This window comes from Sphingomicrobium clamense (assembly GCF_019264355.1).
GTDB classification, from domain to species: domain Bacteria; phylum Pseudomonadota; class Alphaproteobacteria; order Sphingomonadales; family Sphingomonadaceae; genus Sphingomicrobium; species Sphingomicrobium clamense.
The window spans coordinates 2179776-2199989 of the sequence record NZ_JAHVAH010000001.1; the positions used below are offsets into that span (position 1 = coordinate 2179776).

Consider the following 20214-nt stretch of genomic DNA (forward strand, 5'->3'; position numbering starts at 1 on the left):
TGGCGAGCTAAGGGAATAGCGCGTGGTCGCGAACCCGAGCATCGCCATCGACGCCATGGGTGGAGATGACGGCCCCGCGACGATGGTCGCCGGGGCCGCGCTTGCGCTCGACCGCGATCCCAGCCTGAAATTCCTGCTCTACGGCGACGAAACACAGGTCACTGCGGAGCTTGACGCGCATCCGCGCCTCAAGGCGGCGGCAACCCTGTGCCACGCCGAAGACGCCATCGCCGGCACCGAAAAGCCGAGCCAGGCGATTCGCCGCGCCAAGACCACGTCGATGGGCATGGCGATCGGCGCGGTGAAAGACGATCGCGCCCACGCGGCGCTGTCGGCAGGCAATACCGGCGCGCTGATGGCGATGAGCAAGCTGGCGCTGCGCACGATGAGCGGGATCGATCGCCCGGCGCTTGCGGCGCTGCTCCCGACGCTTGGCGACAACGACGTGGTCATGCTCGACCTGGGCGCCAATACCGAATGCGACGCGCAAAACCTCGTGCAGTTCGCGGTGATGGGGTCGGCCTATGCCCGCACCGTCCTCGAACTCGACAAGCCCCGCGTCAAAATTCTCAACATCGGCACCGAGGAATTGAAGGGCACCGACGAGCTCAAGGAAGCTGCCGGCATGCTGCGCGAGGCCGATTACCTGCCGATGCAGTTCGGCGGGTTCACCGAGGGTGACAAGCTGGCGCGCGGCGATGTCGACGTGGTGGTGTGCGACGGCTTTTCGGGCAACATCGCGCTTAAGACCGCCGAGGGCACCGCGCGTTTCGTCACCGACCTGTTGCGCCGCGCATTCACCAGTTCGCTACGCTCGAAGGCGGGCTTCGCCTTGTCGCGCCCTGCGCTGCACCTCCTCAAGGTGCATCTCGACCCCAACAACCATAATGGCGCGGTCTTCCTCGGCCTCAACGGCTTGGTCGTGAAGAGCCATGGCAGTGCCAATGCCAAGGGCGTTGCCAATGCGATCCGCGTAGCCGCCTCGATGGTGCGCAACGACATCACGCAGCGGATCACCGAAGATCTCGACAATTTCCGCGCCCACGCCTTCTCGGACGAGACGGCAGAGTGACGCTTCGTTCGGTCATCAAAGGGTCGGGATCGGCCCTGCCCAAGCGTTGCGTCAGCAACGACGAACTCGCGCAGAAGGTCGACACGTCCGACGATTGGATTGTCGAGCGCACGGGCATTCGCCAGCGCTACCTCGCCGGCGAAGGCGAGACGACCTCGACGCTTGCCACCGAAGCTTCGCTGAAGGCGCTCGAGGCCGCAGGCATCGCGGCAAGCGACATCGACCTGATCGTCCTTGCGACCTGCACGCCCGACCAGACCTTCCCGGCCACCGCGACCACGGTCCAGGCCAATCTTGGTATCGACGACTGCATCGCCTTCGACGTCGCCGCGGTCTGCACCGGCTTCCTCTACGCCCTGAGCGTCGCCGACTCGATGCTGCGCGGCGGCAATGCCAAGCGCGCGCTGGTGATCGGCGCAGAAACGATGAGCCGCATCCTCGACTGGGAAGATCGCGCGACCTGCGTGCTGTTCGGCGACGGCGCAGGCGCGATCGTCCTCGAAGCGGAAGAAGGCGAAGCCGGTCTCCTCGACACGCGCCTCCATGCGCAGGGGAAGCATAACGATCTTCTCTATGTCGATGGCGGCCCCTCCAGCACCCAAACGGTGGGGACGATCAAGATGCGCGGGCGCGAAGTCTTCCGCCACGCCGTGGTCAATCTGGCGGGCGTCCTGAAGGAAACGCTCGAAGGCGCGGGCCTCACGCCCGAGGACGTCGATTGGGTCGTCCCGCACCAGGCCAACCAGCGCATCCTCGACGCCACCGCGAAGAAACTCGGCCTCCCCGACGAGATGGTCGTCATCACGGTCCACAAGCACGCCAACACCTCCGCAGCGTCGGTGCCGCTCGCCTTTGACGAGGCGGTGCGCGACGGGCGGATCCAGCGCGGGCAGGTCATCGTCATGGAAGCGATGGGCGGCGGACTGACTTGGGGCGCGGCCGTACTTCGCTATTGAATTCACTCGAAAAATTGGTCAACAATGTCGCCAAGCGGTCGTCCTGACCGTTCGAGAGATTTCAGGTCTGCGGGCTCCAGGGGGGGTGTGCCGACCGCTAAATAGGGGGTGGAGAACCTTATGGCCGATGCAGGAATTGCCCGCACGACCCATGATAGCGACGAGGCAGGAACGATGACCCGCGCGGACCTTGCCGACGTCGTGCACCGCAAGTTGGGCCTCAGCCGCGCCGAATCGGCGAACCTGGTCGAACGCGTCCTGTTCCACATGTGCCACTCGCTCTCCGAGGGCGAGAATGTGAAGATTTCCGGCTTCGGCAGCTTCATCCTGCGCGACAAGGGCGAGCGGATCGGCCGCAACCCGAAGACGGGCGTCGAAGTGCCGATTGCACCGCGTCGCGTGATGACCTTCCGCGCCAGCCAGATCATGCGCGACAAGATCGCCTGATGGCGAAAGACCCCGGCGCCTTCCTGACCATCGGTGAGGTCTCCGAGAAGCTCGGGGTCGCCCAGCACATCCTAAGATATTGGGAAACCAAGTTTTACCAGCTCCGCCCGCTGCAGCGTGCAGGTAACCGACGATATTACCGACCCGACGACGTCGCGCTCGCCGCGACGATCAACCGCCTCCTCAACGAAGAAGGCTATACGGTGAAGGGCGCGGTCAAAGCGCTCAAGGACGGCACGGTCGAACCGGCCGCTCCAGCCGAAACGCCTGCGCCGGCAATCGACGTGGCCGCGCTCAAGTCGATCCGCGACCGCCTCGCCGCGGCGATTTCTTAAAGGTCGCGCGGGCGCACGAAGCGCAGAAGTTCGCCGTTTCCGGCACCGATATCGTCCCAGCTCATAAAACGCAGTTCGACTAGCGCGCCGGTCGGATATTTGCGCTGCAACATATGCCAGTCTTCGCTCCCGTCAGGACGGGTCAAGGTGGCGGCAACCATGTGCGTCACGGGGTTGTGCCCGGCGACGAGCAGACGCTCCACCAAGCACCTTCGTGCGAGGTCCACGACCGTGCCCTGACTCGCGCCATAGAGGCTCTCGACCCACTCGATCTCCGGCAGGTCGCAATGCGCACCGACACGGTCCAACGTCTCGGCCACCCGCCGCGCCGGACTGGCCAGCACACGGTCGATGGCGGGCTGCTTGGCAAGAAATTTTCCCATCGCCTCCGCCGCCTTGCGCCCGCGCGCATTGAGCGGTCGATCGAAGTCGCGGCCATAATCGGCGTGCCAGTCCGATTTGGCGTGGCGTAGAAGAAGGAGATCGGGAATCGCGTCAGCCCCCCGCTTCCGCCAATCGCTCCATCTGCGCAATCATGACGTGACTCATGACGCGCGCACCGAACATGAGCGCCGCTTCGTCGGCGACAAATCCGGGGGAGTGGGGCATGGCCGGCGTTGCCGACCCCGGTCCGGTCATGCCGAGGAAGAAGAATGCGCCGGGCACCACCCGTTGAAAGTGGCCGAAATCCTCGCTGAAGCTCGGGATCAGCGTTTCGAATTCGGCGACCGCATCAGCGGACAGGATCGATCGCGCATCGGCCAGGGCGAGCGCCGTCAGGTCGGGATCGTTGACCACGCCGGGCACATTGGCGGGGTCATACTCGATTGCGATTCGTGTCCCGGGATAGCGGTCTCGCATCGCCTCGGCGGCCTCCTTAAGCCTCGCCTCGGCATCGGCGGACACATGGTCCACCGCGCGCGTCAGGAAACTGCCCACCACGACCTCGCTTTGCGAATTCACCTCCAGGTTCGCACCGGGGACGGAGGCGAAGTCGCTATCGAGCGGCTGGGACGAAAAGGGGCTCTCGAGCGTATTGAGCCCGACCACGGCGTCGCGCATCGCCTCGCCCGCCAGCGACGCCTTTTCACCCTCGATCCGGATCACGATGCGATCGCGCGCGGGCATCATCACGCCTTTCGCCGCGCCGATCGTTCCGGTCGGCATCGGTGCACTGTGCAGGCCATAGATTGCGTCCGGCATCCGCTCTGCGAACACATTGTCCGCAAGCATGTCGCGGGCGCCCTGCGTTGATTCCTCGGCGGGCTGGAAGATGAATGTCACCGAGCCGGGCAACTGCTCGCGATGGATTGCGAAGGCCTGCGCCATCGACATCGCGATCGCCATATGCATGTCGTGTCCGCATATGTGGCGGACCCCTTCGTTGACCGACGCGAACGCGACTGGGTCGGGCGACGGATCGCGGACCGCATCCATGTCCGCCCGATACGCCATGAGCGGGCCTACGGTCGCGCCTGGCAACGTCGCAACCAGACCGTGTCCGCCAACGCCAGTGCGAACGTCGTAGCCATAGCCTCGTAAGGCGTCTGCCAGGACAGCGGCGGTGCGTTCTTCCTCGCCCGAAATTTCAGGGTGACGATGAAGGTCGCGCCGCAGCGCGATGATCTCGTCCTCGTGGGATTCGATCGTAGCGTTCAGTACGCTTCGGAGGTCGGGCTCGCCTTGCGCCGGAGCTGCGATGGCGGTCACGGCCAGCGCCAGAGCAACCCATCGAGATTTCACAGCCATGGCGTACCTCCCGTTCTGTTCCGTAGTGGACGGGCTCAATCGCGGTCGATCAAGTCATTTTCTTCGAACGACGAAGAGGGCTGCTTCGCACTTGGCGGTCCGCTCTCGATCCGCGCGACCGCCTGGTCGAGCGGAAGGCGGTGGACTGCCACGCCCTCGGGAAAGGCGGTCAGCAGCCGTGACGGCATGGCTGCGGAGAGGAGCACGAAGCGCCCATGATCGCCCTGGCGGCGGATCAGCCGACCGAAGCCCTGCGCCAGCTTGGCGCGCACGACTTCGTCGTCATAGTGACGACCGCCAGCCGCCAGCCGACGCGCCGCGTGAAGGACGGTCGGGCGCGGCCATGGCACACGCTCCATCACCACCAGCCGCAGCGATTGCCCCGGCACGTCGACTCCGTCGCGCAGCGCGTCCGTGCCAAGCAGGCTCGCTTTGGGCTCGTCGCGAAACATGTCGACCAGCGTGCCCGTGTCGATCGGATCGACATGCTGCGCGTAAAGGCGAAGCCCCGCGCGCGCCAATCGGTCAGCGATACGGGCGTGGACAGCCCGCAGCCGCTTGATAGCGGTGAAAAGACCCAGCGTCCCGCCGCCTGCCGCTTCGATCAGCCGCGCGTAAGCACCCGCCAGCGCGGGGATATCGCCTTGTCGGATGTCGGTGACCACCAGCACTTCGGTGTTGGCGGCATAATCGAAGGGGCTTTTGGCCTCGAACAGGTCGGCGGGCTTTTCCATGTGCAGCGCGCCGGTTCGCGCCTCCGCCCGGTCCCAGCCTTCGGCGCCCTTGAGCGTTGCCGAGGTCACGACGACCCCATGCGAAGGCTCGAGCACCGCCTTAGCCAGTGGCCGCGTCGGGTCAAGCCAGTGGCGACGGATGCCGATATCATATTCGCGTGCCTCGATGCGATTGATCGCGAGCCAGTCGACAAAGTCCGGATCGCTCGGACCGCCGATCCGACCCAGCATTGCCATCCAAGCAGCGAGCGTCTCGCGTCGCCAACCGAGCGACAGGATCGAGCCTTCGACGCGCGCCCGTGCCTGCGCATCGAGCCAGTCGGGCGCTTCTTCGAGCACTGCCTCCAGCCTGCGAGACAGCGTAGCGAGCGGCTTGGCGATCGCCTCCAGCGCATCGAGCGCGTTCCCCGCCGCCGACACCAGCGCGCCATCGACTTCGGCCAGTTCGGTCTCGATGCCGTATCCGGCATCTTCGGCCTTGGCCCGCGCGTACGTCATCGAGCGCACTTCGGCGAACAGCTTTTCGAGCGGCCCCCATGGATCGCCCTCCCCAATCCGCCCGAGCCAACCGTCGCTGTTGAGCGATTTGGCAGCCTCGACCGCATCGGCAAGCGCGCGGCCGCCTTCCTCGTCGTAGGATGCGACGTCCATCAGGCGGGCCTCGAGCCCGCGCCGCCTCCCGCGCGACTTGCCCTCAGGCCCGACGATCCAGCGGCGCAGCTCGATCGCCTCGCGCCCGGTCAGCGCTGCGGCAAAGGTCGAGTCCGCGGCGTCGAACAAGTGATGGCCCTCGTCGAACACGATCCGCGTCGGCGCGCCGGGCTTGGCGCGCGCAGCATTGACCATGACTAACGCGTGGTTGGCGATGACCAGGTCGGCCTCGCGCCCCGCCCGCTCGGCGCGTTCGATGAAGCAGCGGCGATAATGGGCACAACCGGCATAGACGCATTCCCCGCGCCGGTCGGTAAGCGCAGTCGCGCCTGCACGCCGGAACAGGCTCGGGAGCCAGCCGGGAAGGTCGCCCCCGACCATGTCGCCATCCTTGGTATAGGCCGCCCAGCGCGCCACGAGCTGGGCGAGGATTGCGGCCCGGCCCGCAAAACCGCCCTGCATCGCGTCTTCGAGATTGAGCAGGCAGAGGTAATTCTCGCGGCCCTTGCGCACGACGATCCGTCGCTTGCGTTCTTGGGGATCGGGGAAAAGCCGTTCGCTTTCCGCATCAAGCTGTCGTTGGAGCGCCTTGGTATAGGTCGAGATCCAGACCGTCCCGCCCGCTTCCTCCGCCCAGAGCGAGGCGGGAGCGAGATAGGCGAGCGTCTTGCCAATTCCCGTTCCGGCGTCGGCGAGCAACAGGTTTGGGCGCCCGGGCGCCTCGCGCGGATCGAAGACGCCGGCCGCCTCCGCCGCCATCTGCTGCTGCCCTTCGCGCGGTTCGGCGCCCTGACCGGTCAGCGCGTCGAGCCGCCGCTTGGCAGCAGCGGGATCGACCTTGATCGTGCGCGGGAAGCTTGGCTCGGCACCTTCCTCCCACTCGGGCAGGCGCGAAAAGAGCGAGCGTTCGGCCCGTTCGGGCATCGCCAGTCGCTCGAGCACCAGGTTCGCCCAGGGCCAACCGTGGCGCTGCAAGGTGCTCGCGACCATCCACGCGCCTTCGCGCTCGGGCCAGGCCGGGTCGTCGATCCGGTCGAGCAGCGCGCCGGCAATCTCGGGCAGCAGGGCTGCGGCTTCCATGTCGTTGGTGGGCGTTGCCAGCCCCAATGTCTTGGCGAAGCCCTTCACCGTGGGCACGGCAAAGCGCGCAGGATGGACGAAGGCAAACAGTTCGAGCAGATCGAGCCCCGACAGCTCGGGGTAGCCGAGCCGCCCGCCGATCAGCGGCCCGTTGAGAAAGATGTGGGGCGTCTCCGCAGCGCGCGCGACCGCTTCGCCGCGGCCGACGGTCCCCACGCCGCCGCCGGGCATGGATCGCCAGACGCCGCCGTGCGTGGCGTGCAAAGCAGGAAGGGGAAGCGGACTGGCCACTTCCCCTTTTCACCATATCGGAACGAAAGGGCAACGCCCTCGCGCGACTATTCTTCGTGAACGGTCGTCGTGGCTGCCTTTTCACTGGAGTGTTGGATGATATCCGACAGCCCTGCCCTTGCACTGGCACCGGTGCGCAGTTAGCAGGCGCAGCATGAGCATCGATCCCGACATTCGCGCAGCGGCGCAGACGAGCAAGGCGTGGCCCTATGAAGAGGCGCGGCGGCTGATCAAACGCTGGCCCGACGGAAAGCCCGAAGGCGCGCCGATGGTCTTCGAGACCGGCTACGGCCCCTCGGGACTGCCGCATATCGGGACCTTCAACGAAGTGCTGCGCACGACCATGGTCCGCCGCGCCTATGAAGAGCTGACCGACGGCGCGCCGACCAAACTCATCGCGTTCAGCGACGACATGGACGGACTGCGCAAGGTGCCGGACAATGTGCCCAATCGGGAAATGCTGGCCGAGCATCTCGGCAAGCCGCTGTCGCGCATCCCCAATCCGTTCGAAAGCGATCATGACAGCTTCGCAGCGCATAACAATGCGATGCTTCGTCGTTTCCTCGACGATTATGGCTTCGACTACGAATTCGCCTCGGCGTCCGACAAATATAATAGCGGCGCGTTCGACGATGCGCTTCGCAATGTCATGCGCCACAACAAGGACATTCTCGACATCATGCTGCCGACGCTGCGCGACGAGCGCCGTGCCACCTATTCGCCGATCCTGCCGGTCTCCCCGACCACGGGCCGCGTGCTCCAGGTGCCGGTCGAGGTGCTCGATGCCGACGCAGGCATGATCGCCTTCGAGGACGAGGACGGTACGCGCGTCGAACAGTCCGCGCTGGGCGGTCAGGCCAAGTGCCAGTGGAAGGTCGACTGGGCCATGCGCTGGGTCGCACTCGGCGTCGACTATGAGATGTATGGCAAGGACCTGACCGATAGCGGTGTCCAGTCCGGGCGCATTGCCAAGGTGCTCGGCGGGCGCAAGCCCGAAGGCATGATCTACGAGATGTTCCTCGACGCGAATGGCGAGAAGATTTCCAAGTCGAAGGGCAACGGCCTCTCGATCGAGGAATGGCTCACCTATGGCAGCCAGGAAAGCCTCGCCTTCTACATCTATCGCGAACCGAGGAAGGCGAAAAACCTGCACCTCGGGCTGGTGCCGCGCGCGGTCGATGAATATTGGCAGTTTCGCGGCAATTATCCGGACCAGCCGCCCGAGAAGAAGCTCGGCAACCCGGTCCATCACGTCCATGGCGGCGACGTGCCGTCGACCACCCTTCCAGTGACGTTCGGCCTGCTTCTCAACCTCGTCTCGCTACCTGGCGTCCAGGATAAGGATCTGGCGTGGAAGTTCGTGCAGCGACAGGCGCCCGGCGCGTCTCCCGAAAGCGACCCCGAACTCGACGAACTGATCGGCCTTGCCGTCAATTACGCGCGCGATTTCGTGGTTCCTGGCCTCAAGCGCCGCGCGCCTGCCGAGCATGAGCGCGAGGCGCTGCGCGATCTCGACGAGGAACTAGCGAAGATTGCCGAGGACACCGCTGCCGAAGACATTCAGACGATCGTCTTCGAGGTCGGCAAGCGTCACCCGTTCGACAATCTCCGCCTCTGGTTCAAGACGCTTTACGAAACGCTGCTAGGGTCCGAGCAGGGCCCGCGCATGGGCAGCTTCATCGCGCTCTACGGCGTCGAGAATACGCGAAAACTGATCGCCGAAGCGCTCGACATGGCAGCCTAGGCCACGCTAGCCTGTCTCTTCATTGGAGGGAGGGGCGCGGTGACCAAGACCACAAAGCGCAGCGTCGACCAACTGGCGATCGACCTGCTCGGCAAGTCCATCGAAAGCGTCAACGATTTCGAGCGACGTGTGCTCGACCTTGTTCATTATCGCAAGCTAGTCAGCCGCGATCCCAACACGCTCGCCGATGACGAAGAGAGTTTCGGCGACCGAATGGCCGACAAGGTCGCTTCCATCGGAGGCAGTTGGGGGTTCATCTTTTTCTTCGCCTTCGTGCTCGCAGCGTGGATGACGCTGAATAGCGGTGTCCCCGAGGCGCTCGGCATCCGCTTCGACCCCTATCCCTTCATCTTCCTCAATCTTTGCCTATCGACACTGGCGGCAGTCCAAGCGCCGATCATCATGATGAGCCAGAATCGCTCGGGCGAGCGCGACCGCATCGCTGCCCGGCTCGATTACGAGGTCAACCTGCGCAACGAACTCGAGATCATGCGACTGCACGAAAAGCTCGACGCGTTGGCCGAACAGGTCGCGGCGTCGAAGCGCTAGTCTGTCGGTTCGCTCTGCACCGGATCGGTCGGTTGCTTGCCGCCGGTCGGACCCGCGTTCGGGGCCTGCTCGCCCTTTTCCTTCTGCCCGATCGCATTGGCGGCATCGCCCTTCTGGCTATCGGGGCTATTGGTGGCGTCTTGCGGCCCGGTCGAGGCGATCGAAGGACCACCTGTTTTTCCCTGGGCCTTGTTGGCGTTGACGTCTGCCATGAGAGTTCTCCTACTTTCGCAGGAATAACGGGCAGATCGCATGCGCCGTTCCGTCGCTCGCCGACAGGAAAAGGGCGCCCGCCTCATCGAAGAGGCGAGCGCCCTACATTTCCTATCCGGACGTCTTCCTACCAGAAGAAGTCGTGGATCACGTCCACCACGCGGCCGTCGTAAATGTCGACCAGCAGGGCGTCGTCATAATAGCGGACCCAGCGATAGGGGCCGTAGACCGGCGGCAGGCGATAGCGCCAGGGATCGTTGATCCAGTAGCGGTCGCGATAGAATGCCGACCGGAGATAGTTGCCGATATTGTGCCGGCGATAGCCCCAGCCGAACGGATCATAATAGATTCCGAGGCGGAAGATCGACCGGTTGTAGTCGCGATAGCGACGCCAGTCGTAGCGGCGATCCGCCCGCCAGCGCTTGCGTTCCCACCGACGATGGTCGCGGCGATAGTCACGGCGTCCGTCGCGATAGCCGTCGCGGCGACCGTCACGGTAGCCGTCACGGCGCGCGTCACGATAACGATCGCGCCGTCCGTCACGATAATCGCGGCGGGCGTCACGGCGACCGTCGCGATAGCTGTCGCGCCTCACGTCACGGATACGATCCTCGATCCGGTCGCGGCGGCGGTCGGCACGGCGATCGTCCCGACGGTCGGCCCGGCGGTCCGCGCGGCGGTCCTCACGACGTTCGGCGCGCCGGTCGGCACGACGATCCTGCCGGCGCTCCTGACGCTCCCACCGATCCTTCGACCGATCGACGATTTCCCGACGAAGTTCTTCATTATTGCGACGCTGGTCGCGGGCACGCTCGCGAATTCGCTCGACCTGGCTGCGGCCACGCCCGACCTGGCGCTCGCCGCCGCTTGAACGCTGCACGCGGTCGGCACGATTGTTGCGCCGCTCGCTGCGAGCATTGTCGCGGTTTCCACGACGCTCCGACCTTGCGCCGTCGCGATTGCCACGACGCTCGGACCGCGCATTGTCCCGGTTACCGCGTCGCTCCGCGCGCGCCTTGTCGCGCTTTGCGCGGCGCTCGCTTCGGCTCTGTCGGTCTCGATCCTGATCCGCGCGCACCTCAAGGCGCTCGCGTTCGATATTCAAATTCTCGGCCTGGGCGGGTCCGGCGCTGACCAGCATCGCCATTGCAAGGCTCGACAATAGAAGGGGCCTATTCATGCTGCCCGTCTCCCTATTACATACGCATACTTGACTGAGTCGCACCCTGCGCACCGCTGCATGACCCTATCCTGAACCTTCCCGTCAGCCTCTTGCAATGCGCACCGGCGCTGCCATGCTCGCGACATGGCAACCATCGACACCAGCGAAGGCCGGATCGGCTATCTAGAACAGTCGCCTGCGGCACCGAACGACCTGCCGATCCTCTTCCTCCACGGGGTGGGGTCGGACAAACGCGTCTGGCAGCCCCAACTGGATCATTTCGGAAAAGCCCGTCGCGCCATCGCGGCAGACTACCCCGGATACGGGAACAGCGCGTTCAAGCTTGGCGCGGGGCATGACGACTATGCCAAGGCCATGGTCGCGCTGCTTGACGCGCTCGAGATCAAGCGCGCGCATATATGCGGACTCTCGCTGGGCGGCGTCGTAGCGATCGCGATGGCCTCGCTGGCCCCGCGCCGCTGCGCGAGCCTGCACATCGCCGACAGTTTCGCGCTGCATCCCGAAGGGGAGGCGATCCATGACCGCTCGCTCGCCGCGGCACGCGAGCTCGGCATGCGCGGGCTTGCCGAAGCGCGGGTCGACGCGCTGATCGCACCCGGGGCGCCGGAGGGGCTGCGCGAGGAGGTCATCGACACGATGGCGTCGATCGATCCTGATGCCTACGTCCATGGCGCGAAAGCCGTCTGGCTCGCCGACCAGCGCCGCCGCGTCGAATCGATCGCCATCCCGACGCTCATCACCTGTGGGAGCGAGGACAAGATCACGCCGCCGATCCTTTCGATCAAACTGGTCGAGTCGATTCCCGGCGCGCGGCTGGAGATCATCCAGGGCGCCGGCCATCTCGCAAATGCCGAACGGCCGGACGATTTTAACCGTGTTTCGGATGAATTCCTGTCCAATCTGAACGAAAAGCCATAGCCTTACCGGCGCTTTAACCAAGCTCTTTAGCGGGGCCTTCTTCTTGTCCTGCGAAAAGTCGGGGCATGATCAAGCACGCCCCCATTTCGCTTGCCCTGAAGCTGTCGAGCGCCGCCGCGCTCCTTCTCGCCCCGTCCGCCGCGCTTGCGGAGGACGATGCGGGAAAGAATGGCGCGCAGTTCCAGCTGGCAGAACGCACCTTTTCGAGCGCCAAGTCGGACGCCATCCTTGGCCAGGGTTCGGCGCTGGCGGCCCTGCTGGGCAAGCAGGGTGTCGCGGTGCGCGAAGCGCCGGCCCGGCTTCCTGCCCCGGCGAGCTATGCGGCCTATGATCGCCCCACTCCTTATGTCCAGCGCGCAGCGATCGACCGCCGTGCGCACCCGAGCCGCCCCGACCTGTTCGGTACGGTCGCGCTCGAAGTCGGCAAGACGCCGTTCGACCAGCGCTGGGCCGCCGTCGAGCGTCGACCGGTTTATGGCGCCGCTGCCCGATATGCTCGCGGCCTGCGCGGCATGAACGAGGCGACGATCCTCGATCGCGTGAACCGCTACGTAAACGGTCGCGTCGCCTTCACCGAGGACCGCGCCCAGTTCGGTCGAGCGGACCGCTGGCTCTCGGCCGGCGAAACCTTCTCTCGCGGTCGCGGCGACTGCGAAGATTATGCCATCGCCAAGATGCAGATGCTGCGCGCTGCGGGCTTTGCCAGCGACGATCTCTATCTCGTCGTTCTCAAAGATCTCGTTCGCCGTGCGGACCATGCTGTGCTCGCCGTGCGCTCTGGTGGCCGCTTCCAAGTGCTCGACAATGGAACCGACCGCATCGTCGATGCAGCGGACATTGCCGACTATCGCCCGATCTTGACCTATTCGGCGGGCAAGGCATGGACTCACGGCTATCAGCGCTATGACCGCCCGGACTTCCCGCCGGTCAATATCGCCAGCTACATGCCGGCATTGCAGGATGGACAGCGCGTCGCGCTCGCCGACATCATGCCGGTCCGCCCCGCGGCCAATCGCTAATCGGAACCGCGCCTAGCGCTCGGTGAGCGCTTCGCGGCTCGCCTTGGTGATCGGCTTCATCAGGTAGGCGATGATCGACTTCTTGCCCGTGATGATCTGCGTATCGGTCATCATGCCCGGCGTGATCGGGAGCGGGTTGGCTTCGGTGCCGAGATAGGCGCGGTCGGTCTCCACAATCACATTGAAGTAAGCTTCACGCTCGACTTCGTCGTAGAGGCTGTCTGCGGACACCTCCACCACTTCGCCATCGAGCCCGCCATAGGTCGAAAAATCGTACGCCGTCACAGTGACGAGCGCCTTGTCGCCCACTTTCACGAAGGCGATATCCTTGGGATTGACCCGCGTCTCGACCAGCAATTTGTCGCCAACGGGGACGACTTCCATCACCTTCTCGCCCGCCTGGACGAAGCCGCCAATGGTGGTCGCCTGCACGTCATTGACGATGCCTGCGACCGGCGAGCGCAGTTCGGTGCGCGCTACACGGCCCTCGGCGCCGCGCAGGCTTTCCTCGTTGACCGCGATCCGCTCGGCGACGCGGCTGCGCTCGTCGAGCGCTTCCTGTCGGAACGTCGCCTGCGCTTCTGACGCCTGCGCATTGGCTTCCGCAACCGCCGACTGTGCGCGCCCGCGCTGCTCGCGCGCTTGCGCGATGCGGCCGCGAATATCGACGACGTCGGCGCGCGCGTCATTGATCTCGGTGATCGGCACGATGCCCGGGCCGGTCGCCTCGAGGCGTGCCAGCTTGTCTTCGGCCAGCGCAAGGGACTGGGTCAGCGTGTTGATGGTCGCCTGCGCTTCATTGGCATCGCGTTGCGACTGGGCGGCTTGCGCGCGCAGTGCCGCCACGCGGCTATTAAGGGCTTGGCGACGGGCTGCTGAGAGTGCCGTCTCGTCGGCACAGCCGGCACCTTCGCACTCGATCGAGCTGCCTCCACCCTCGGCGCGAAGCCGCGCTTCACGTGCCGTGAGCGAGCGCGTCTCGGCCGCAATCTGTCCGAGTTCGGACGCCGACTGCGTGTCGTCGAGCCGTGCGAGCAATTCGCCTGCCTCGACCCGCTGGCCCGAACGCACCATCAATTCCTCGATGATGGCCGGTTCCGAGGCCTGGATCAGCTGGACCTTGCTCGACGGAATGACCTCGCCCGGGCCACGCGTGACTTCGTCGACCTGCGCCAACGAGGCCCAGACGATAAAGATGACGAACAAGGTCGTCAGCATGGCGATCAGACGCTGGGGGCCGCTCCAACGCAGGAAGCGTTCGCGTGGTTTTTCGACGATCGAGGACATCATGTTCATGGGGCTTACTCCCGTCCCGGAAGCGGCGCGACGGGACGCGTGAGCCGGAGGCTCCCATGTCCCGCCGCGACCGCCGGGGACGACCCCACGCACACCGTTGCGACAGCCAGGCCTTGGGTGAGACTGCCTGTATGTGCTGCCACTGGCATGCGCGAGGACGACTGGTTGATCATGAAGCGCTCCCGGACTGGGCGGCGCCTTTGAGCTTGGTGAGGATCTCGTCGCGCGGTCCGTCGGCGACGATGCGCCCCTTGTCGATCACGAGCAGGCGGTCGACGAGCGACAACATGCCGTGACGATGGGTCGATACGAGCAGCGTCTGTTCGGTACGCAGCGCGGTCTTGAGATGATCGATGAAATATTTCTCGGTCTGCGTATCCATCGACCCTGTTGGCTCGTCGAGGAACAGCAATTTGCAGTCGCTGACCAGCGCACGCGCCAGCACGAGCAGCGAGCGCTGCCCGCCCGACAGACGGCTGCCGCGTTCGCCGACATCAAGATCGAAACCTGCCGAGCCTTGCGAGAGGAAGATATCCGCACCCGACCGCTGCACCGCATCGATCAACTGTTCGTCGGTCGCGCGGGCCGCGCCGAGCGTCAGGTTGTCGCGCACCGTGCCGGAGAAGAGGTCCGCGTCCTGTCCGACGAAGCGGAAGGCATCGCGTAGCTGGTGCGGGTGGTACTGAAGACTGTCGAGACCGTCGACCGTGATCGAACCCTCGGTCGGGGGATAAAGGCCGCAGACCAGCCGCCCGAAGGTCGACTTGCCCGAGGCGACCCGGCCGATGATGCCGATCCGCTCGCCCTGCGAAATTTCCAGCTTGAGATCAGAAAGGCTGTCGGTTGCGGCATGGGGGTAGCGGAAGCTCGCCCCGTGCATGGCGATCCGGCCTTCGCGGATTTCGGGCACGACCGAGCGACGCACCTGCGTGCGTTCGTCGGGCGCTTCCATCATGTTCTGGAGGCTGTCGAGCGTCGCCATGGCCTGCTTTGCACGCGTCATCAGGAAGGCAAACTGCCCCATTGGGGCCATCGCACGCCCGCCAATCATCACGATCGCGATGATCGCGCCCATCGTGATCTCGCCGGCGTTGAAGAGATAGAAGCCGCCGATGATCAGGCCGACGCTCATCGCCTGCTGCGCGACGGTCGCGAGATTGACAGCGATGGCGGTCAGGCGGCGCATCCGTTCGCTGGTATTGGCCGACATGCTCGCGAAACGGCGCCAGCGGCCGAGCATCTGCCCTTCCGCGCGCGCAGCCTTGAGCGTCTCGGTGCCTGAGATGCTTTCGACCAGCACGCTATGCTGGAGGCTGCTGTCCGCCTGCGCATCGATCGCGGTCCGACCCATCGCCTTCTGCAACGAGAAGCCCGCAATCAGCATGAGCGAAATGCCCACGATCGGCACGAACACCAACGGCCCCGCCAGCAACGCGATGAAGGCCAAGAAGATTGCCATGAAAGCGATGTCCACCATCAACACGACGCTGGTGGACGCGAAGAAGTCACGAACCTGTTCGTACTCCGACACGCGGCGCGCGAAGGCACCGGTCGACCCCTGGCGCTCGGCCATGGGCAGGTTCATCACCTTTTCGAATAGTTTCTGGCTGTAGCGCGCATCGAGCTTTCGCCCGATATCGTCGACCAGCCCGGCGCGCGCGACGCGGAGCAGATAGTCGAAGATCAATGCGACCCCGACACCGACCGCGAGGACCCACAGGCTAGCCTCGGCCTGGTTGGGAATAACGCGGTCGTAGACGTTCATGGTGAACAGGGGCACCGCCAGCGCGAGCAGGTTGATGACCAGCGCGGCAATGATGACCGGGCGGAATTCGCGCCGTGCCTTCCACGCCTCGGACCAGAACCAGTGGGTGCGCTTGGCCGTGTCCCAGGGCCGTTCGCCCTCGCGCTCTTGCGCGGGGTCGGCTTCGACGATGACCGCCTGGCCGGTATATTTCTCGGCGAGGTCCGATCGCTCGACCCAGACCGGCTCGGCAAGACCCGGCGCATGGACCAGCGCCTGGCTGCCGTTCAATTCGAGAAGCACGGCCGCGCGGCCGCCTTCGAGATCGAGGATTGCCGGGAGATCGCGCTCGCGCCACCGCTTGATCGACCGCGTTGTCGGCTCGCCCCGCATGCCGACCTGCTCGAGCGCGGGTTCGACCTGGTGGAACGGCAGCAACCCATCCGCGTCGAGTGCCAGCCCAGCCCGCAGGAGGACCGGCGATGAAGGCCGGTCTTCCCTACGAGCGATATAGGCTAAGCAATCAAGGACGGGGTCGACGGTATTCGCGGCCTCATTTTCGAGCCAGTCGACTCCCAACTTCTTTCCCCAATCTTACATATCCCCGTCAGTGTCGACGACCACGACTTCGTCGTCGGTCACGATCACCGCATCGGGCGCCTCATAATATTCATACTCGACCGTGCCGGGTGCCGGCGGGCCCATCGTATGGGGCGGAAGGCTATCCTCATTGAGGCGAACATTCCAGCTTGTCGGCTCGACGTCATATTCGTCGCGCTCCTGCACATAGCCCTGGGTCGCCATTTCCAGACCCATCGCTTCGATGAGCTGGTTGACCGAGGCGAGCACGCGATACTGCGCGTACAGCTGTGCGAGACGCGCTGTCTCGAGTTGCGCCTGCACGTTGTAGCGCGTGTTCTGTGCATCGAGCACGTCGAGCAGCGAGCGACGACCGACATTGAACTGCTCACGATACGACAGCAGCAGGTCGTCGGTCACGCGGCTCTGCGCGCCGAGTTCGTTGACCAGGTTCGACTGGCGGTTAAGGCGGCTCCACGCGCTGCGGACATCTTCTTCCGCTTCGCGAGTGCGCTGGTACATGCGCGCCTGCACTTCGCTGGCTCGGGCCTTCTGCTCTTCGACGTTCCAGCTATTGGCCATGCCGTCGAACAGCGTCCAGCGCATGACGATGCGACCCAGATAGTCGGTCGTCTTGCCTTCGAAGCCGTCAATGTCTTCGCCGTAGCGGGCGCGACCTTCGAGGTTGATGCGCGGACCCATTTCGCCCTTGGCCTGGCGAACCAGTTCCTCGGCGGCTTCGAGGTCAGCCACGGCTTCCTCGACGAACGGGTTGTTCCGGCGCGCGAGATGCTCGGCCATGGCGAGCGATTCCGGCAGCGCGGCCGAAAGGTCGGGCGGCATGCTGACATCACCGATCGGCATGCCGGTCAGGCGCTGGAAGGTAATCGCGGCGGTATCGAGATCTTCCTGCGCCTCGATGACACGCGACTGCGCAGCCGACAGCCGTTCTTCGGCCTGCTGCTGGTCTGCAATCGAGATCGAGCCCTGCTCGACGCCTTGGCGAAGATCGTTCGTCAGGCGCGAGTGGAAGGCCGCATTGTCCTGCGCGATCGCGACGAGGCGCTGCTGCAGGATATAGTCAATATAGGCACGGCTCGTATTGAGCGCGATAAACTCGCTACGCTCTTCGATCCGCGCTGCCGCGGCGTCGGTACGCGCCGCCTGGTAACGGATCTGCGCTTCGCGTGCGCCGCTGTCCCAGATCAGCTGGTCGACGGTCAGTGCCGCCTCGAGCGGGTATAGCGTCTCATCGGCGATACCGATCGCGCGACGCGTCGGGTTGCGCAGTTCGCGGATCCCGGCAGAAGTCTCGACCGAGATGCGCGGATACCAAGCGCCCTGCGCCTGCGCGCGTTCGGCCCGGGTCGCTTCGCGATTGTAGATCGCCTGCGTGATTTCAGGATTGTTCTGCAAGGCCGCCTGGATAGCCGTCTTGAGATCGGTGGCGTCTGCCGGCGTTGCTGCCAACGCGACAAGCGCAGCCCCCGCCATCATTTTCGTCCAACGCTTGATCATGATGATTGCCCCTTTTTGTCTGGTCCCCATAATAGGGCGGGAGGGCGGTCCCCGGCAAGCCGGAAAACCGCCCTTTTTACTGCCTTAGCCGTTCACCGCCGGCGCCGCGTCCTGAAGGAGCATGGCGTCGGAGACGAGAGCGTCCGCATTGGCGGGCGCAAACCCGCTGGTGAAGTCGGCGGTAACCGCTTCCTTGGCGACGACCATCAGGCCGACAGCACCATCGGAAGCGACAACGTCGCCTTCGCTAACCGCGTCGAGCAGGGCGTCCACGACCCCCTCGTCGCTTTCGACAAGCGCTTCCTTGGCGACCACCGCCAGATCCACGCTGTTCGTTTCGGCCGCCATCGCTGCGAGTGCTTCGGCACCCGGCAGGGCGATGTCGCCCGCATCCACGATCGCGATCTTCTCGGCCACCGCGATATTCGCAGTGTCAGCCTGGAGGCTCACCGGCGCTTCGACGGCCGGCTCGACCATATCGAGCGAGACGTCGACCGCTTCGCGCATCATCGCCAGCGTCGAAACGCCACCGATCATGTCGCCGTCCAGCGAGAGCTCTGCTCCGCCCCAACCTTGGACGAGAGAGGCTCCACCATCGGACGTGCCGAAGCCCATGTCGAAGCCGTGCGCCGAGATCGGCAGGGCACCGATGGTCATGGCCTTCGAGATACCCATGTCGGCATGACCGAACTTGGCCGCCATCACGGCACCGAAGCCGAACGCCATCGCCGAGCTCATCATCAGCGACTGCGCCTGCAGGTCCGCCATGAAGAAATCGTCGTTGGCGGCGTCGAGCATCGGGCTGTTCAGCGCGATCTTCTCGACAGCGTTGGTTGCTATGCCGTCGTCGGGGTGCAACGTGATCGTGATGTCTCCATCGACCGTATCACCGTCCGCATCGTTAACGCGAACATCAACATTGAATTGGACATTTGAGCCATCAACGACGGTTTCATATCCAAACCCGCCAAGCGAAAACGCTTCACCCAGAGCCGTGCCCCCTCCAGGCAACAGGTCGCCCGAAGCATTCTCAACGGTGAATGCATTGAAAGGAGCGCCACCAACCGATTCGAAGTTAACGGTCCAAAGCTCATCAAGGCCCGTTACTACGATGTTAGTACCCACCTGATAGACAGACACTAAATTGGTTACATCGTTACCATTCTGGTCCGTGACGACGACGGAGCTCGCATCGAGCGCGACCGGAATGCCTGAAAGAACATCCTTATCTCCAGCGTCGGAGTCGTAGAATGCCTCAATCAGAACACTTGAGGTCGCTCCCGAATTTGTCTTGATGTCGACAATTGTGAACTTACCGTCCGTAACATCGAAATGCTCGTCGAACGTGTAGCCATCAACCGTCTTAAAATCCGAGTTTGGGTCGGCCGCGACATCGATTACCCAGTCGACGCGAATGTCTTCGTTCGGATCGACCCACTGGTTGCCCGCGCCAACATTGTCAACGAGGTTGCCGGACGCGACATTGAGCGTGGAACCCGGAGCGGTGATGAGCACGTCACGTGAGTCGTCGTCCACACCAAAGTCAATGGGATTGCCTTGCGCATCCGTTTTGCCGCTTACGCCGAGCCAGTCATACTTGCTTGGGCTGCTAATACCGAGATCATTGAACTGCGAGCCAGACCCATCGTCGATGGTCCGATCGAAATCGATCGAATAGCTGGCGTCCGCGCCCTGGCCCGTGCCTTCGTCCAGAGTCATGGTGAAGACGACAAGGTTGGCATTGTCCGAACCATTAGTCTGCGTGGTCGCGATCAGTGTGTCGGTGCCGAAACCGTACAAGTAGATCGTCTCACCACCCGAGGTAAGCACAGAATTGTCGGTCCCGCGGAGGATGTTGTCTGCAGCATTGTTGATGAATACTGCGTCACCGACCTCGTCGGTACCGACGAACGCCTCGCCTATCATGTTATCGTCGGCGTCATTAAGTGCACCGATAAAGGTGCCATCACCGTCATTCTCGATCGACGGTGCGTCTTCCGGATCGAAAGCCGACGGACTGTCGTCGGCAAAGGTGATGTTGGCCGACAGGTCGATCGTTTCGCTGTCGACGTCGTCGTCGCCATCGGTCAGCGTCGCGGTCAGACCAATCGTGTTGGCCGTCGGCGACACCGTCTC

At 64.4% G+C, this 20214-nt stretch carries 17 protein-coding genes; 8 read left to right on the forward strand and 9 right to left on the reverse strand.

Annotated elements, in window-relative coordinates; all coding sequences use genetic code 11:
* Nucleotides 1–22: 22 nt before the first annotated feature.
* The 4 genes from plsX (at nt 23) to KTQ36_RS11160 (ending at nt 2810) form a co-directional block, all read left to right on the forward strand.
* Nucleotides 23–1072: a phosphate acyltransferase PlsX gene (gene plsX / locus KTQ36_RS11145; protein ID WP_218633727.1), complete on the forward strand. Its 1050-nt coding sequence runs from the start codon at nt 23–25 to the stop codon at nt 1070–1072.
* Entirely contained in the window at nt 1069–2028 is a 960-nt protein-coding gene (locus tag KTQ36_RS11150; protein ID WP_218633728.1) for a beta-ketoacyl-ACP synthase III, read from the forward strand. The genes plsX and KTQ36_RS11150 overlap by 4 nt, the downstream gene beginning before the upstream one ends.
* 120 nt (nt 2029–2148) lie before the next feature.
* Nucleotides 2149–2475 (forward strand): integration host factor subunit alpha, encoded by a 327-nt coding sequence (locus KTQ36_RS11155; protein ID WP_218633729.1) that lies wholly within the window; start codon nt 2149–2151, stop codon nt 2473–2475.
* Complete coding sequence (locus tag KTQ36_RS11160) at nt 2475–2810, forward strand: MerR family transcriptional regulator (RefSeq protein WP_218633730.1); 336 nt, start codon at nt 2475–2477, stop codon at nt 2808–2810. Before KTQ36_RS11155 ends, KTQ36_RS11160 begins: the two co-directional genes overlap by 1 nt.
* On the opposite strand, the gene KTQ36_RS11165 is transcribed toward KTQ36_RS11160, so the two are convergent.
* The 3 genes from KTQ36_RS11165 to KTQ36_RS11175 are packed head-to-tail and all read right to left on the reverse strand — an operon-like array spanning nt 2807 to nt 7255.
* Complete coding sequence (locus KTQ36_RS11165; protein ID WP_218633731.1) at nt 2807–3343, reverse strand: SixA phosphatase family protein; 537 nt, start codon at nt 3341–3343, stop codon at nt 2807–2809. The genes KTQ36_RS11160 and KTQ36_RS11165 overlap by 4 nt on opposite strands.
* The gene (locus KTQ36_RS11170; protein WP_218633732.1) at nt 3306–4559 is read right to left on the reverse strand and encodes a M20 metallopeptidase family protein; all 1254 of its coding nucleotides are present in this window, start codon (nt 4557–4559) and stop codon (nt 3306–3308) included. The genes KTQ36_RS11165 and KTQ36_RS11170 overlap by 38 nt, the downstream gene beginning before the upstream one ends.
* Nucleotides 4560–4594: 35 nt before the next feature.
* Nucleotides 4595–7255 (reverse strand): ATP-dependent DNA helicase, encoded by a 2661-nt coding sequence (locus KTQ36_RS11175; protein ID WP_218633923.1) that lies wholly within the window; start codon nt 7253–7255, stop codon nt 4595–4597.
* Between the two features lie 214 nt (nt 7256–7469).
* Between KTQ36_RS11175 and KTQ36_RS11180 the strand changes: the two genes are divergently transcribed.
* Nucleotides 7470–9059: a lysine--tRNA ligase gene (locus KTQ36_RS11180; RefSeq protein WP_218633733.1), complete on the forward strand. Its 1590-nt coding sequence runs from the start codon at nt 7470–7472 to the stop codon at nt 9057–9059.
* A gap of 39 nt (nt 9060–9098) precedes the next feature.
* Nucleotides 9099–9608 (forward strand): DUF1003 domain-containing protein, encoded by a 510-nt coding sequence (locus tag KTQ36_RS11185; protein ID WP_218633734.1) that lies wholly within the window; start codon nt 9099–9101, stop codon nt 9606–9608.
* On the opposite strand, the gene KTQ36_RS11190 is transcribed toward KTQ36_RS11185, so the two are convergent.
* Nucleotides 9605–9820: a hypothetical protein gene (locus KTQ36_RS11190; RefSeq protein ID WP_218633735.1), complete on the reverse strand. Its 216-nt coding sequence runs from the start codon at nt 9818–9820 to the stop codon at nt 9605–9607. The two genes, KTQ36_RS11185 and KTQ36_RS11190, sit on opposite strands and share 4 nt — an antisense overlap.
* Before the next feature lie 128 nt (nt 9821–9948).
* The gene (locus tag KTQ36_RS11195) at nt 9949–11001 is read right to left on the reverse strand and encodes an RcnB family protein (protein ID WP_255554588.1); all 1053 of its coding nucleotides are present in this window, start codon (nt 10999–11001) and stop codon (nt 9949–9951) included.
* 126 nt (nt 11002–11127) lie between these two features.
* Between KTQ36_RS11195 and KTQ36_RS11200 the strand changes: the two genes are divergently transcribed.
* On the forward strand, nt 11128–11922 hold the full coding sequence (locus KTQ36_RS11200) for an alpha/beta fold hydrolase (RefSeq protein WP_218633736.1): 795 nt from the start codon (nt 11128–11130) through the stop codon (nt 11920–11922).
* 65 nt (nt 11923–11987) lie between these two features.
* Nucleotides 11988–12941, forward strand: a complete 954-nt coding sequence (locus KTQ36_RS11205) for a transglutaminase-like cysteine peptidase (protein ID WP_218633737.1) — start codon at nt 11988–11990, stop codon at nt 12939–12941.
* 12 nt (nt 12942–12953) lie between these two features.
* Here KTQ36_RS11205 and KTQ36_RS11210 read toward each other — a convergent pair whose 3' ends face one another.
* The 4 genes from KTQ36_RS11210 to KTQ36_RS11225 form a co-directional block, all read right to left on the reverse strand.
* The gene (locus tag KTQ36_RS11210; protein WP_255554590.1) at nt 12954–14237 is read right to left on the reverse strand and encodes an HlyD family type I secretion periplasmic adaptor subunit; all 1284 of its coding nucleotides are present in this window, start codon (nt 14235–14237) and stop codon (nt 12954–12956) included.
* A 169-nt stretch (nt 14238–14406) separates the two neighbouring features.
* Nucleotides 14407–16560, reverse strand: a complete 2154-nt coding sequence (locus tag KTQ36_RS11215; protein WP_218633738.1) for a type I secretion system permease/ATPase — start codon at nt 16558–16560, stop codon at nt 14407–14409.
* A 15-nt stretch (nt 16561–16575) separates the two neighbouring features.
* The gene (locus KTQ36_RS11220; RefSeq protein WP_218633739.1) at nt 16576–18078 is read right to left on the reverse strand and encodes a TolC family outer membrane protein; all 1503 of its coding nucleotides are present in this window, start codon (nt 18076–18078) and stop codon (nt 16576–16578) included.
* 84 nt (nt 18079–18162) lie between these two features.
* Nucleotides 18163–20214, reverse strand: a 2052-nt coding sequence (locus KTQ36_RS11225; RefSeq protein WP_218633740.1) for an autotransporter outer membrane beta-barrel domain-containing protein, incomplete at its 5' end; no start/stop codon positions are given.